Origin of the sequence: Leisingera methylohalidivorans DSM 14336 (genome assembly GCF_000511355.1) — a bacterium.
In the GTDB taxonomy this organism is placed as follows: domain Bacteria; phylum Pseudomonadota; class Alphaproteobacteria; order Rhodobacterales; family Rhodobacteraceae; genus Leisingera; species Leisingera methylohalidivorans.
The window spans coordinates 2358214-2372041 of sequence record NC_023135.1 but is presented as its reverse complement, the minus strand read 5'-3'; the positions used below and the strand labels follow the sequence as shown (position 1 = coordinate 2372041).

At 63.5% G+C, this 13828-nt stretch carries 13 protein-coding genes; 6 read left to right on the top strand and 7 right to left on the bottom strand.

The window, feature by feature from the left end:
- Nucleotides 1-29: 29 nt before the first annotated feature.
- On the bottom strand, nucleotides 30-2270 hold the full coding sequence (locus tag METH_RS11800) for a xanthine dehydrogenase family protein molybdopterin-binding subunit (protein ID WP_024090707.1): 2241 nt from the start codon (nucleotides 2268-2270) through the stop codon (nucleotides 30-32).
- Nucleotides 2271-2274: 4 nt separating this feature from the next.
- Nucleotides 2275-2739, bottom strand: coding sequence for a (2Fe-2S)-binding protein (locus METH_RS11795; RefSeq protein ID WP_024090706.1), 465 nt, complete (start codon nucleotides 2737-2739; stop codon nucleotides 2275-2277).
- A gap of 94 nt (nucleotides 2740-2833) precedes the next feature.
- On the opposite strand from METH_RS11795, the gene METH_RS11790 reads away from it, so the two are divergent.
- A complete protein-coding gene (locus METH_RS11790; RefSeq protein WP_024090705.1) occupies nucleotides 2834-3415 on the top strand; it encodes a TetR/AcrR family transcriptional regulator in 582 nt (193 codons plus the stop codon).
- A gap of 34 nt (nucleotides 3416-3449) precedes the next feature.
- On the opposite strand, the gene kynA is transcribed toward METH_RS11790, so the two are convergent.
- The 4 genes from kynA to METH_RS11770 form a co-directional block, all read right to left on the bottom strand.
- On the bottom strand, nucleotides 3450-4283 hold the full coding sequence (gene kynA / locus METH_RS11785) for a tryptophan 2,3-dioxygenase (protein ID WP_024090704.1): 834 nt from the start codon (nucleotides 4281-4283) through the stop codon (nucleotides 3450-3452).
- 148 nt (nucleotides 4284-4431) lie between these two features.
- Nucleotides 4432-5625, bottom strand: a complete 1194-nt coding sequence (gene kynU / locus METH_RS11780) for a kynureninase (RefSeq protein ID WP_024090703.1) — start codon at nucleotides 5623-5625, stop codon at nucleotides 4432-4434.
- Between the two features lie 107 nt (nucleotides 5626-5732).
- Nucleotides 5733-6104, bottom strand: coding sequence for an MmcQ/YjbR family DNA-binding protein (locus METH_RS11775; RefSeq protein WP_024090702.1), 372 nt, complete (start codon nucleotides 6102-6104; stop codon nucleotides 5733-5735).
- A gap of 90 nt (nucleotides 6105-6194) precedes the next feature.
- Entirely contained in the window at nucleotides 6195-6383 is a 189-nt protein-coding gene (locus METH_RS11770; protein ID WP_024090701.1) for an SDR family NAD(P)-dependent oxidoreductase, read from the bottom strand.
- A 145-nt stretch (nucleotides 6384-6528) separates the two neighbouring features.
- On the opposite strand from METH_RS11770, the gene METH_RS11765 reads away from it, so the two are divergent.
- The 5 genes from METH_RS11765 to METH_RS11745 all read left to right on the top strand — a co-directional run bounded on the left by METH_RS11765 (nucleotide 6529) and on the right by METH_RS11745 (nucleotide 12819).
- On the top strand, nucleotides 6529-7482 hold the full coding sequence (locus tag METH_RS11765) for an MBL fold metallo-hydrolase (protein WP_024090700.1): 954 nt from the start codon (nucleotides 6529-6531) through the stop codon (nucleotides 7480-7482).
- Between the two features lie 223 nt (nucleotides 7483-7705).
- Complete coding sequence (locus METH_RS11760; RefSeq protein WP_024090699.1) at nucleotides 7706-8155, top strand: methyltransferase family protein; 450 nt, start codon at nucleotides 7706-7708, stop codon at nucleotides 8153-8155.
- A 138-nt stretch (nucleotides 8156-8293) separates the two neighbouring features.
- Complete coding sequence (locus METH_RS11755; RefSeq protein WP_024090698.1) at nucleotides 8294-9865, top strand: Re/Si-specific NAD(P)(+) transhydrogenase subunit alpha; 1572 nt, start codon at nucleotides 8294-8296, stop codon at nucleotides 9863-9865.
- Nucleotides 9866-9880: 15 nt separating this feature from the next.
- A complete protein-coding gene (locus METH_RS11750) occupies nucleotides 9881-11317 on the top strand; it encodes an NAD(P)(+) transhydrogenase (Re/Si-specific) subunit beta (protein ID WP_024090697.1) in 1437 nt (478 codons plus the stop codon).
- Nucleotides 11318-11538: 221 nt separating this feature from the next.
- Nucleotides 11539-12819, top strand: a complete 1281-nt coding sequence (locus METH_RS11745; RefSeq protein WP_024090696.1) for a DUF3422 family protein — start codon at nucleotides 11539-11541, stop codon at nucleotides 12817-12819.
- Here the strand turns inward: METH_RS11745 and METH_RS11740 are convergent.
- Entirely contained in the window at nucleotides 12755-13828 is a 1074-nt protein-coding gene (locus METH_RS11740; RefSeq protein ID WP_024090695.1) for a YeeE/YedE family protein, read from the bottom strand. The genes METH_RS11745 and METH_RS11740 overlap by 65 nt on opposite strands.

The window sequence follows — 13828 nt, the reverse complement described above, 5'->3', positions numbered from 1 at the left end:
TCGCCCCGCGGGGCGGGCTGCAAACCGTTTCAGACCATCAGATCAAATTCATGCATCAAGGGCAGTCGGCGGGCGCGTTTGCCGGTAAGGTCAAACAGCGCGTTTGCCAATGCCGGCGCGGCTGGCGGGGTGCCGGGCTCACCTGCGCCGCCCATATGGGCCTGGGTTTCCAGCACATGCACCTCGGTCTTGGGCATCGTACGCATGCGAAGGGCGTCGTAGTCAGGGAAGTTCCCCTGTTCGGCGGCGCCATCGGCAAAGGTGATCTCGCCAAAGCAGGCCGCCGACAGCCCGTATGCCATGCCGCCGAACATCTGGGCCTTGACGATCTCCGGGTCGATCACCTGGCCCATGTCGCAGGCAATCCAGGCCTTGGCGATGCGGATGCTGCCGTTTTCCTCCACAACTTCGATCACCTCGGCCACCGGCGTGCCAAAGCTGTAGCACAGGGCCACGCCGCGTCCCGCGCCATCGGGCGTGGCGCCAGTCCAGCCGGACATCTCCTTGACCGCCTCCAGCACGCCTGCGGCCGGTTCCCATTCACGGCGGGCCAGGTCCAGGCGGAACTCCAGCGGGTCGGTGCCGGCGGCATGGGCCATTTCATCAATGAAGCTTTCGACGAAAAAGGCGTTGAAGCTGTTGCCGACAGACCGCCAGAAGCCGACCGGGATCTGCAGGTCGGAGATATGCCCGGCCATCCGGTAATTCGGGATTGCGTAAGGGGAGTTGAAGAACCCCTCGACGTGCACCTTGTCGGGGCCTGCGGGGGTGAAATCCGCCAGCCGCTTCATCGCCTGTTCGGTGGGCGAAGCTGCGGCCACCTTGCCATCCATCAGCACCGCCGAGCCATCCTTCACCGCGCCGCGCATCCGCGCCAGTGCACCGGGGCGGTACATGTCGTGCCGCATGTCTTCCTCGCGGCTCCAGGTAAGCTGAACCGGCACGCCGGGTAACGCCTTGGCGGCGCGGGTGGCGAACACCGCATAGTCGAACTCGGCCCGCCGCCCGAAACCGCCGCCCAGATAGGTGGTGCGGATGTCGACCTGCTCGGAGTCCAGCCCGGCCTCTGCCGCGCATTTCGACCGGGTGAATGTCGGCATCTGGTTGCCGCACCAGACGGTCAGTTTGCCGACCTGCAAGAGGGCGGTGGCATTCATCGGTTCCATGGTGGCATGGGCCAGATAGGGCACCTGATAGTCCGCCGTCAGTTCCGTTGCGCCCACGGGCAACTGGTCCGCATCGCCGTCATCGCGCAGAACCGAATTTGGCGCGTCGTCAAAGGCCTCGGCAATGCGGGCGAAGATCTGATCGGTTTCCGGCGGATAAGGGGCGTCGCCCCAGTCTACTTCGATTGCCTCCACGGCCTGCATGGCCAGCCATGTATTGCTGGCAACCACCGCCACGCCGGCGCCCATGCCGATCACCTTTTCCACGCCGGGCATGGCGGCGGCTGCGGCGGCGTCGAAGCGCTTCATGCCGCCGCCCTGGCGCGGGTTCATCCGCAGCGCTGCAAACTTCATCCCCGGCAGCCGCACGTCGATGCCGAATTCCGCAGTGCCGGTGGATTTCTCCACCATGTCAAGCCGGGGCTGGGATTTTCCGATCAGCCGCCATTCATTGCTCGGACGCAGATCCGCTTCCACCGGGACCAGCTTGGCGGCCTCCATGGCGAGGTCGGTGTAGGGGATCAGGGTTCCGTCCGGTGCGATCACTGCGCCCTTGGCGGTGCTGAGCTGGCCCCGGCTGAGGCCGAGCCGATCTGCCGCCGCCTGTTTAAGCGTCTCGCGGGCGGTGGCGCCTGCATGCCGCATCCGTTTGAACCCGTCTTTCATCGAGGTCGAGCCGCCGGTGCCATGCAGGTTCAGCACTTTGCCGAGATGTCCCAGCGCTTCGCCGACCGAATGCTTGAAGTTGCTGGTGTCATAGCCCTTGCCGGGCAGCGCATCCGCCATGAACGCGGAGTTGTAATAGGCCTTGGCGGCCGGCCCGTGCAGCACCCGCACCTGGTCCAGTTCCACGTCCAGCTCTTCCGCGATCAGAGCAGCCCAGCTGGTCTTGACGCCCTGGCCCATTTCGGCGCGCGGGGCAAACAGGGTGATGCCCTTCTGGTCGATCAGTACAAAGGGGTTCAGCGCCGCCTCGCCCTTGCCTGGATCCAATGGGTTGGGGGCCGGGCGGCTGACGGCATAGGCGCCAAAGGCCACGCCGCCGGCGATGGCGGCAGAGCCGATCAGAAAGCTGCGGCGGGCGATTTTTCCGATGCTGGCCATGAAATTATGCCCCCTGCATCTGTTTTGCCGCGGCATGGATGGCGGCCCGGATACGCGGGTAGGTGCCGCAGCGGCAAAGGTTGCCCTGCATCGCTTCGTCAATCTCGGCGTCTGATGGGGCCGGGTTCGCTGCCAGCAGGCTGGCCGCCTGCATGATCTGGCCGGACTGGCAGTAGCCGCATTGCGCCACCTGTTGCGCCACCCAGGCCTGCTGGATTGCCGCCATTGCATCAGGCGTTCCGAGGCCCTCGATCGTGGTGATATCTCCCCAGACATCCGACAGCGCCACCTGGCAGGAGCGCACCGCCTCGCCATCGATGTGCACCGTGCAGGCGCCGCAGGCCGCAACGCCGCAGCCGTATTTGGTGCCGGTGAGGCCGACCTCATCGCGCAGCACCCACAGGAGAGGCACATCGTCAGGCAGATCCACCTGATGGGATTTTCCATTGATGCGGAGCGTGGTGGCCATGATTTGCCTTCCTCTGATGCGAACATGACAAATGTAACCAAATATGTCAGCGTGTCAATTGACATTTTTGGCGAGCAATGTCAGAAGCAAACTCATGAACATGGCAGGCATTGATCCGAAACAGCAGGCAATCCTGGGGGCCGCGTGGGTAGCGTTCTCCACCTATGGGTTCCGCAAAACCTCGATGGACGACATCGCCAAGGGCGCGGGCATGTCGCGTCCGGCGCTCTATCTGCATTTCAAGAACAAGGAGGCGATCTTCCGGGCGCTTGTCGCCGCGTACTACGGCAATGCGGCGGAGAATGTCCGGGCCGGGCTGACGTCGGAAGGGCCGATGGCTGAGCGTCTGCTGGCCGCATTCGAGGGGCAAGGCGGCGAAGCAATTGAATCGATGCTGACCTCGCCGCACGGGTTGGAGCTGTTTGAGATCACCAAAAGCGTGGCGGGCGAGCAGATCGAAAAAGGCGAGGAAGCTTTGCGCGGGCTTTATGCCGCCTGGCTGCAGCAGCAGGCAGAGGCCGGGCAGGCGGTGCTGAACGGGGATGCTGCAGTGATTGCCCGGACCATTTGTGCGTCCCTCAAAGGCATCAAGCAGGCCGCCGGAGATTATGCGACCTACCAGGAAGGTGTGCGCCAGCTGGCAGCCCTGTTCGGGGCCGGGCTGGCGCCGCGCTGACGGCCGGGCCTGAAACTCAGGCCCGCAGCCTGGTTCAAAGCTCGGTGCGCAAGTGCCAGAGCTCGGGGAACAGCTCCACTTCCAGCATCCGTTTCAGATAGCTGACGCCGCCGGTGCCGCCGGTGCCGCGCTTGAAGCCGATGACGCGCTCCACCGTGGTGACGTGGTTGAAGCGCCAGCGGCGGAAGTAATCTTCGAAATCCACCAGTTTCTCGGCCAGTTCATACAGCTCCCAATGGGTTTCGGTGTCGCGGTAGACCTCGGTCCAGGCGGCCTGCACGGCCTCATGCGGCACATAGGCTTCGGAGACATCCCGGTTCAGAACGGCATCCGGCAACGGGAATTTTTGCGCCAGGGCCTTCAGCGCCACGTCATAAAGCGAGGGCTGTGCCAGCTCGGCTTCCAGCAGCGCCAGGGTATCGGGACGGTGCGAATGCGGGCGCAGCATCGCCTTGTTGCGGTTGCCCAGCATGAACTCGATCTGCCGGTACTGGTGCGATTGAAAGCCGGAGCTTTGGCCCAGCTCGTCCCGGAACGCGGTATAATCCGACGGCGTCATGGTGCGCAGCACGTCCCAGGCGGAGTTCAGCTGCTCAAAGATCCGCGCCACCCGGGCCAGCATCTTGAACGCCTGATGCGCCTTGCCGCCCAGCAGATGTTGGCGGGCGGCGGTCAGTTCGTGAATGGCCAGCCGCATCCACAGCTCAGAGGTCTGGTGCTGAATTATGAACAGCATCTCGTCATGGGTGTTGGTCCATGTCTTCTGCGCATTCAGCAGCATGTCGAGCGACAGGTAGTCGCCATAGGACATGCGCCCGTCAAAGGACATCTGGGCGCCGTCTTCGGCGGGGTCATAGGGTTTTGTCATCGAAGTGTTCCTTTTCCTAAGTGTATCACGATTCAGGGAAAGGGAGGCGTTCTCCGGTTCAGGGTGCCGCATTGGGCCAGGCGGCGCCACAGCGCGACCCAGCCCGCCGGGCGGCAGAGCGGCAGATGGGATGAGAGGGGGCGGCGCATCAGGTGACGGCGTGGCGGACCATGTATTCCGGCCGGTCCCACAGGGCGTTGGTCATCACGTCGGTGACGATTTCCGCTGCAGCGCGCACGTCGCCCTCGTCGATATAGAGCGGGGTGAATCCGAAGCGCATGATGTCGGGCGCCCGGAAGTCGCCGATCACGCCGCGGTCGATCAGCGCCTGCATCGCGGCATAGCCCTCGTCGAACTTGAACGATACCTGGCTGCCGCGGAAGGCGGGATCGCGCGGCGAGGCCAGCTCCAGCTGCGGGCATTGCGCCTCGACCTCGGCAATGAACAGATCGCAAAGTTCGATGGATTTGGCGCGCACGGATGCCATGTCCGCCATGTCCCAGATGTCCATTGCCGCCTCCAGCGCGGTCAGCTGGATCACCGGCGGGGTGCCAACGCGCATCCGGTCGATGCCATGGCCGGGGCGGTAGTCGAGGTCAAAGGCAAACGGCGCCTCATGGCCCAGCCAGCCGGACAGCGCCGGGCGGACGTGTTCCGCGTGGCGCGGCGCGACATAGATGAACGCCGGCGCGCCGGGGCCGCCGTTGAGGTACTTGTAGGTGCAGCCAACCGCAAAATCGGCGCCGCAACCCGCCAGATCCACCGACAACGCGCCCGCCGAATGGGCCAGATCCCAGACCGTCATCACGCCATGGGCGTGGGCTTTGTCCGTCAGCGCTTTCATGTCGTGCTTGCGGCCGGTGCGATAGTCGACCTCGGTGATCATCAGCACCGCAATCTCATCGGTGATGGCGTCCTCCACTGCCTCCGGGTCCACCACCCGCAGTTCATAATCCGGCCCCAGCGATTTCAGCAGCCCGCTGGCCATGTAAAGATCGGTGGGGAAGTTGCCGTTGTCCGAAAGCACCACCTTGCGGCCGGGGTTCAGCTCCAGCGCCGAGGCGACGGCCTGGTAGACCTTGATCGACAGCGTGTCGCCCATCACCACATGGCCCGGCTCGGCGCCGATCAGCCGCCCGATGCGGTCACCCAGCGCCTTGGGCTTGGCCATCCAGCCGGCCTTGTTCCAGCCGGTGATCAGCATCTGGCCCCATTCGTCCTGCATCATCGCGCCAACGCGGTCCCTGGCCGCACGAGGCAGCGGGCCCAGCGAGTTGCCGTCCAGATAGATCACCCCTTCGGGCAGATCGAACATCGCCTTGGTTGCGGTAAAATCGGTCATGGGCGGCCTCGCATCTGTAGGGTATTTCAAGCTTAAAGCTTTTCGGGGTTTGCTATCGTATCGCGGCCCGTCTGTCCAGTGCCTAGCGGCCTGTATCAGCCCGCCGCTCAGCCGGGCGGTGGATCTGGAATGCCGAATCCGGCCCGTTTGCGTTTGCATAATCCCGCAGCCACCAGCTGGTAGGGAATGGTGATTTGCTCCCGCAACTCCGCATCCGTCAGCCCGGGCGAATCGTAATGCTGCAGCCATTTCATGCCACGCGATGCCAGACAGGGCGCGGGGCGGACGCCGGGGCGCTCCTGCAGCACCTCAAAGGCAATTTCGCCAGCCTTGAAGGTGAAGGCATCCCAGCCGTCAGCCCAGCCGCAGACCGCAAACAGCTTGCCACCCGCTTTCCAGACGTCCGAATTGCCCCATTGCACAACCTGTCTGGCGGCAGGGAAAATGGCGCAAAAGCGGTTGAAAGACTCCCGGTTCATCAGGTCTGCCCGACCGTGGTCTCAATGCTTTGGCCGTTCACTGGTCCGGGCCGTGGCCTGGACAGCCGCAGCACGCCCCTAACTTCGCGCTCACGTCATTTTGCTGCGCCCATCTGCGGCTGACGGATGCAGGCCTTCCGTTGCAGTCTCCGCCAGCACCACCTGCCTGCGCCCGGGATTGGCGATCTGCACGCCTTCAGCTGCGAGGGTTTGCGCAGTTGCCAGTCCGATTCCGGTACCGCCGCCGGTGACCTGCGCGTGTTTGCCTTGCCGTTTCATGCCCCCGGCCTCATTGGGTTGCAGGCCAGCCTAGCCGGGCAACGGTCTCTGGCAACCCTGCAGTGCCGTCACGCCGTACGATCAGAGTGTTTACAGTTGTATTCGCATGTGTGAATGTTGAGGTGCGCCCCCAGGGAGAGACCCGATGAAAGCCATTGCCGTTGCTGTCTGCGCAGCCCTGCTGATGCCCTTGGCCGCGCCCGCGAGTGAGGACATCGCTGACCAATACCCGCAGTCCGAGCTTTATTCCAAGCCGGTGGAGGTCATTCCGAACGTGTTTTCCGCCATCGGCGCCACCGCACCGCCCACATACGGGAATGCAGGCCATAACAACAATCTATCCTTCATCGTGACCTCCGAGGGCGTGGTGGTGGTGAATGCGGGCGCGTCGGATGCGCTGGCCAAGGCACTGCACGACGAAATCAGGCAGGTCACCGATCAGCCGGTGGTTCTGGTGATTAATGAAAACGGACAGGGCCATGCGATGCTGGGCAACGGATATTGGCGCGATCTGGGCGTGGATGTGCTGGCCCATGCAGAGGCGATTGCGGAGACGAAGGAAAACAGCGACCTGATCCTGCAGCGGATGCGCGGCTACAACAAGGACCGCGCAGGGGACACCCGTGTCGAACATGCCAATCTGTCCTTCGATGACCGTTATGACCTTAGCCTGGGCGGGGTGGAAATGCAGGTACTGCACCTGGGACCCGCGCATGATCCTGGCGACATACAGATCTGGATTCCTGCCTGGGACATGCTGATCGCCGGCGACATCGCCTTTCATGAGCGGATGCTGCCGGTCTTTCCGCACACCTGCACCAAATGCTGGATCGACACCTGGCAGGACAAGCTGGAACCGCTGGAGCCCGCCTACGTTATCCCGGGCCATGGCCACCCGACCAATTTGCCGCAGTTGCGCCGGTTCACTCTCGACTATCTAATGGACCTGCGGGCCAAGATCGGCGCCCATATCGAGTCGGGCGGAGACCTCGCAAGCGCCTACTATGTGGATCAGGCACGCTGGAAAGGGCTGGACACGTTTGAAGAGCTTGCCACCAAAAACGCTGGCCGGGTGTTCGAAGAAATGGAATGGGAATAAACCTCTCCTCTTCAGTACACATAAATATACGTAGGCTTTCGGGCAAATTTATGCAGGATCATGCCGCAAGCCGGAATAGATTCGTCGTTTCCGTGGTGTTGGGGGCATTTTGTCCTTTTCTGAAGGTTCCGGCTAAACTGGTCTGGACGACCAAGCCGGATAAGGAAAGATTGCCCGCAATGTGCATGATTTCAGGACATATTCTGCAAGCGGGCGGGGCGTGATGCGTTGGCTGGATGTGCCGCCCGTCTGGCTGGCGGGGTTTGTTCTGGCGGCCTGGCTGCAGTCCGCACATGCCGCATTCGGTCTTTCTTTCGGGGGCGCCTGGGCTGAATTCCTGGGCGGCATTCTGCTCGGCGGCGGCCTGTTGCTGGCTATACTCGCTATTACTGAAATGCGGCGGCAAAATACCACTGTCATTCCGCACCAGACACCCAGCCGGCTGGTGCAATCCGGGGTCTTCAGCCGCAGCCGGAACCCAATCTATCTTGGCGATGCACTGATCCTTGCGGGCCTGGTGCTGTGGTTTGATGCGGTGCTGTCTCTGCCGCTGATCCCTATCTTCCTATGGGTGCTTGAAAAGCGGTTTGTCATTCCCGAGGAAGACAGGCTGCGGCGGACTTTCCGGGCAGACTGGGCCCGCTACGGGAAGAAGGTGCGCCGCTGGATCTGACCGGAACGCGGCGCTGCAGCATGGCTTTGCGGCAGTGCGGCAAAATCCTTGCGCAACAATGTTGCGCGTAGTAGAGAAATTCATTGTGATCCGTGCCCAAGCTTTGCTGGCGCGGGCAAGACGAGGGGGACCCATAAGGTGAAAATAGGGACACCAAAAGAAACATTTGCGGGTGAAAGCCGGGTCGGATTGACGCCGGAGTCCGCGAAGCAGCTGCAGAAGCTCGGGTATGATTGCGCGATCGAGAGCGGGGCCGGGGCTGCTGCGGGCTTTTCCGATGCCGCCTATGAGGCGGCCGGGGTCGAGATCGTCAAGACCGCCGCGCAGCTGTGGAAAACCGCTGACATCGTCGCCAAGGTGCGCCAGCCGAACGAGACCGAGCTTAAACGGCTGACCAAGGGCAAGACGCTGATCTCCTTCTTCAATCCGGCCGGGAATGAAGAGGGCATGCAAGCGGCCAAAGCCAAGGGCGCCAATGTCATCGCGATGGAAATGGTGCCGCGGATCTCCCGTGCCCAGAAGATGGACGCGCTCAGCTCCATGGCCAATATCGCGGGCTACCGCGCCGTGATCGAGGCGGGCAACAACTTCGGCCGTTTCTTCACCGGCCAGATTACGGCGGCGGGCAAAGTGCCGCCCGCAAAAGTGCTGGTGGTCGGCGCCGGCGTTGCCGGTCTGGCCGCGATCGGCACCTCGACCTCGCTCGGCGCGGTGACCTATGCCTTCGACGTGCGGCCCGAAGTGGCCGAGCAGGTGGAATCGATGGGCGCCGAGTTTGTTTATCTCGATTTCGAGGAGGAGCAGCAGGACGGCGCCGCCACCGGCGGCTATGCCTCGGTCTCCTCGCCGGAGTTCCGCGAAGCGCAGCTGGCGAAGTTCCGCGAGCTGGCGCCGGAGATGGACATCGTGATCACCACCGCGCTGATCCCCAACCGCGAAGCGCCGGAGCTGTGGACCGAGGACATGGTTGCGGCGATGAAGCCGGGCTCGGTGATCGTCGATCTTGCGGCGGAAAAGGGCGGCAACTGCAAGCTGACCGTCGCGGACGAGAAGATCGTGACGGACAACGGTGTGACGATCATCGGCTATACCGACTTCCCCAGCCGGATGGCGGCGCAGGCCTCGACGCTTTATGCCACCAACATCCGCCACATGATGACCGACCTGACGCCCGGCAAGGACGGCCAGGTCAATCACGACATGGAAGACGACGTGATCCGCGGCGCCACCGTGGCCTTTGAGGGCGAGATCACCTTCCCGCCGCCGCCGCCGAAAGTGCAGGCGATTGCGGCCAAGCCCAAGGAGGCGGTGCCGGAGCTGACGCCGGAGGAAAAACGCGCCCGGGAGGTCGAGGCCTTCAAGGCGCAGACCAAAAGCCAGGTCACCCTGCTGGCGGGCGGCGGCGCGCTGCTGCTGCTGGTCGGGCTCGTTGCACCGGTCAGCTTCATGCAGCATTTCATCGTCTTTGCGCTGGCCTGTTTCGTGGGCTTCCAGGTGATCTGGGGGGTGGCGCACAGCCTGCACACGCCTTTGATGGCGGTGACCAACGCGATCTCCTCGATCATCATCCTCGGCGCCCTGATGCAGATCGGCTCCGGCAGCTGGCTGGTGATCCTGCTGGCGGCGCTTTCGGTCTTCATGGCCGGGATCAACATCTTCGGCGGCTTCCTCGTCACCCGGCGCATGCTCGCCATGTTCCAGAAATCTTAAAGCGAGGCAGGTTCAATGGATTACGGTTTCACCACCGCCGCCTATGTTGTTGCGGCTGTTCTTTTCATCCTGTCGCTGGGCGGGCTGTCAAACCAGGAAAGCGCCAAACGCGCGGTCTGGTACGGCATTGCCGGCATGGGCCTGGCGGTCTTTGCCACCCTGATCGGTCCCGGTTCCGGCCTGTGGCTGCTGTCGCTCCTGCTGATCGCGGGCGGCGGCCTCATCGGCACCTATGTCGCCAAAAAGGTGCAGATGACCGAGATGCCGCAGCTGGTTGCCGCGATGCACTCGCTGGTCGGCCTGGCGGCGGTCTTTGTCGGCTTCATCGCCCATTTCGAGATCGGCAATGTGGCGGCCTCCGCGGCCTCGGGCAGCACCGAAGAGCTCGGCACCTTCGCCAAGCTGATTGCCAAGAAGACCCCGGCCGAGATCGCGTTTCTGCGGGTTGAGCTGTTTCTCGGCATCTTCATCGGCGCCATCACCTTCACCGGCTCGGTTGTTGCCTTCGGCAAGCTGGCGGGCAAGGTGACCTCGGCCGCGACCAAGCTGCCGGGCGGCCACATGCTGAACGCGGGCGCCGCGGCGCTCTCCTTCATCTGCCTGATCTGGTACTTCAATTCCGGCGGTTTCCTGCCGCTGGTGCTGATGACCCTGGCGGCGCTGTTCATCGGCTACCACCTGATCATGGGCATCGGCGGCGCCGACATGCCGGTGGTTGTCTCGATGCTGAACAGCTATTCGGGCTGGGCCGCGGCGGCGATCGGCTTCTCGCTTGGCAATGACCTGCTGATCGTGGTCGGCGCCCTGGTGGGCTCTTCGGGTGCGATCCTCAGCTACATCATGTGCAAGGCGATGAACCGCTCCTTTGTCAGCGTGATCCTGGGCGGCTTCGGCGGCGCGGCGGGTCCGGCGATGGAGATCGACGGCGAGCAGATCGCCATCGACGCCGACGGCGTGGCAGCGGCCCTGGACGAGGCCGACTCTGTGGTGATCATCCCCGGCTACGGCATGGCGGTGGCGCAGGCGCAGCAGAACGTGGCCGAACTCACCCGCCGCCTGCGCGCCAAGGGGAAGACCGTGCGCTTTGCCATCCACCCGGTGGCCGGCCGTCTGCCGGGGCACATGAACGTGCTCCTGGCCGAGGCCAAGGTGCCTTATGACATCGTGCTGGAAATGGACGAGATCAACGAGGACTTCCCGGAGACCGATGTGGCGATCGTGATCGGCTCCAACGACATCGTCAACCCGGCGGCGCAGGAAGATCCGAATTCTCCGATCGCCGGCATGCCGGTTCTGGAATGCTGGAAGGCGAAACAGGTGTTCGTCTCCAAACGCGGCCAGGGCACCGGCTACTCGGGCATCGAGAACCCGCTGTTCTTCAAGGAAAACACCCGCATGTTCTATGGCGACGCAAAGGCAAGCCTCGATAACCTGCTGACCATGATCAGCTAAGAGGCCAGGAAACCTGACGGAAGGCGCTCCAATCGGGGCGCCTTTTGTTTATGGGGCTTCTATCTGGTTTAAAATACTCCGGGGGAGGCCGCAGGCCGGGGGCAGAGCCCCTCGGAAGGGCTTTGCATACCATGGCATTCACATAACTTGTTGAAATAACGCTATTCTTTACATGCTTATTCACAGGCACTATGGTCCGCCGCATTGCCCCGGAGACCCCAATGCCCCTGATCCAGGATCACCCTTTACGCTATCAGCTCACCAATGAGCTGCACGCGCGGCCCTTTCCCGCCATGTCCAGCCCCTGCACGGTGGCTTACCTGGCCGTCAAACAGCCGCAGGAGGCCGAGCATCGCGACAGGCTGCAGGATGTTCAGCATCTGACGGATCTTCTGGACCGCCATGGCGCAGCGCATCCTCAGCCGGGTGCGACGCATCACACGGCGCAAATCGGGCGGCACATGATCAAATGGGAGCAGCACACGGAGTTCGTCAGCTACACGGTTTACCGTGACGGTGTCAGTACGCGGGCATTTGACCCGGCGGATTTTGACGTCTTTCCCTCTGATTGGCTGGCAGAAGCGCCGGGCCAGCGGATCACCTCGGCGCTGATCCGGGTGGTGCCGCGCGCGGCTCCGGCGGTGCTGAAGGCAACCATGCTTGACTGGTTTGTGCCGGAGAGCCTGGCAGCCTCGCAGGTGCTGGATGACAGCGCCGTGGTGGCCGGCGACTTCCGAATCGACCCGGCAGGCCATGTGCGGTTTGCCATCTTTCCGAATGCGGACACCGGCAGCCAGCGGGTCGGCAGGGTAGTGCAGAGGCTGTGTGAGATTGAGACCTACCGGGCGATGTCGATGCTGGGGTTTTCCCGCGCCCGCGGCCTGACCCCGACCATCGGAACGCTTGATACGCATCTGAGCGAGATGATGGCCGAGATGACCAGCGGCACCGCGCCTGCGGAACAGACCCTGTCGCAGCTGCTGACAGTGTCTGCCGAGCTGGAGGCGATGGCAGCCCGTTCTGCTTTCCGTTTCAGCGCCACAGGGGCTTATGAGGCTCTGGTCAACCAGCGCGTCAGCCTGTTGCGCGAAGACCGGCACGAGGGCTTTCAGACGCTCGCAGAATTCATGCTGCGCCGGTTTGAGCCGGCCATGCGCACGGTGAAGTCTGCAGAGAAACGGCTGGAGGCGCTGGCAAACCGGGCGCGCCGGGCCGGTGAGCTGCTGAGGACCCGGGTGGATGTGGAGCGGTCTGCGCAGAACCAGGCGCTGCTTGCCAGCATGGACCGCCGTTCCGATATCGCGCTGCGCCTGCAGCACACGGTGGAAGGACTGTCGGTGGTGGCGGTCAGCTATTACGCTGTGTCGCTGGTGTCCGACTTCTTCCTGCCGCTGGCGGAGCGGTACGGGCTGAACAAGAAACTGCTGATTGCAGCGGTCACTCTGCCGGTTGTTGGCCTGGTGTGGCTGGGGATTCAGCGGATCCGGAAGAAGCTGCAATAAGCAGGGAATTCATGCCGATACCGCCAAGCGCAATGAACACCAGCGCCAGCAGGGCGGCCAGGCTCAGGGCCGGGATACCGGCCAGCCCCGCACCCACTGTGCAGCCGCCTGCCAGCACCCCGCCGGTACCCATCAGAACCGCGCCGGACAGATAGCGGCCGGTTTGGCGCGGGCTGTCAAAGCTTTGCCATTTGAAGCTGCCGCCTAGCAGCGAAGCCGTCAGGGCGCCCAGCAGCACGCCGCCCAGCAGCCCCGGGCCAAAGCCTGCGGGGATGGAACTGGAGGCGATCACGAAGAACAATGTATCGGCAGCCGGAGAGGTGAAGGACAGGCTCTCCATTGCGATAGGATCGAACTCGTCAAAGAGCACAAAGCCGGTGCCAGCCCACGCCAGCGGAACCAGCAAGCCGATCAGGGCGCCGCCGCCCAGCGTCAGCACGCGATTTCCCGAACGCAGCGCAACAGCCAGCGCAGCAGCGGCAATCAGGGCGCTCCAAACCAGCGGGCCGCCGGGCAGGGCCGCCAGGGATACATGGTCACCCAACGGCAACGTCACGGAACCAAGCGCGGTTCGAAGCGGTGCCAGAACACCCTTGAGCGTTGCATGGGCCACAACCGCGAAGACCGCGATCACCAGCAGCGCCCGCAGGTTGCCGCTGCCCGCCAGCACCACCAGCCGCGACGCACACCCGCGGGTAAGGATCATGCCTGCGCCGAACATCAGCCCGCCGGCAGCGATGGCCAGCAGCGGCAGATCCTGTGACATCAGCCGGTGATCCGCAAAGCTGATCCAGCCCTGTGCCACCGCGGCTTGCGTGCCAAGGACGGCAACCGCAAGGGCCATGGCCCAGACGCCGGCTGCCTGGCGGCGGTCATCGCCAGCCAGCGCGCGGCGGAAGCAGAAACGGGTCAGCTGCGCCAGAACACCGAACAGAATGCCGACGCCAAGGGCAAGCAGGACGGAAACGTCCCGGGCGGAGGTCTCTTCAAAGCCAAATGTTTCGAACAT

Bases quoted from the DNA above. Each gene is read 5' to 3' on its own strand.
- METH_RS11760 (WP_024090699.1), top strand. From the start codon at position 7,706: ATGCGTTGGCTGGATGTGCCGCCCGTCTGGCTGGCGGGGTTTGTTCTG.
- METH_RS11740 (WP_024090695.1), bottom strand. From the start codon at position 13,828: ATGTTCGAAACATTTGGCTTTGAAGAGACCTCCGCCCGGGACGTTTCC.
- kynA (WP_024090704.1), bottom strand. From the start codon at position 4,283: ATGACAAAACCCTATGACCCCGCCGAAGACGGCGCCCAGATGTCCTTT.
- METH_RS11800 (WP_024090707.1), bottom strand. From the start codon at position 2,270: ATGGCCAGCATCGGAAAAATCGCCCGCCGCAGCTTTCTGATCGGCTCT.
- METH_RS11795 (WP_024090706.1), bottom strand. From the start codon at position 2,739: ATGGCCACCACGCTCCGCATCAATGGAAAATCCCATCAGGTGGATCTG.
- METH_RS11765 (WP_024090700.1), top strand. From the start codon at position 6,529: ATGAAAGCCATTGCCGTTGCTGTCTGCGCAGCCCTGCTGATGCCCTTG.
- METH_RS11745 (WP_024090696.1), top strand. From the start codon at position 11,539: ATGCCCCTGATCCAGGATCACCCTTTACGCTATCAGCTCACCAATGAG.
- METH_RS11750 (WP_024090697.1), top strand. From the start codon at position 9,881: ATGGATTACGGTTTCACCACCGCCGCCTATGTTGTTGCGGCTGTTCTT.
- METH_RS11790 (WP_024090705.1), top strand. From the start codon at position 2,834: ATGAACATGGCAGGCATTGATCCGAAACAGCAGGCAATCCTGGGGGCC.
- METH_RS11775 (WP_024090702.1), bottom strand. From the start codon at position 6,104: ATGAACCGGGAGTCTTTCAACCGCTTTTGCGCCATTTTCCCTGCCGCC.
- kynU (WP_024090703.1), bottom strand. From the start codon at position 5,625: ATGACCGATTTTACCGCAACCAAGGCGATGTTCGATCTGCCCGAAGGG.
- METH_RS11770 (WP_024090701.1), bottom strand. From the start codon at position 6,383: ATGAAACGGCAAGGCAAACACGCGCAGGTCACCGGCGGCGGTACCGGA.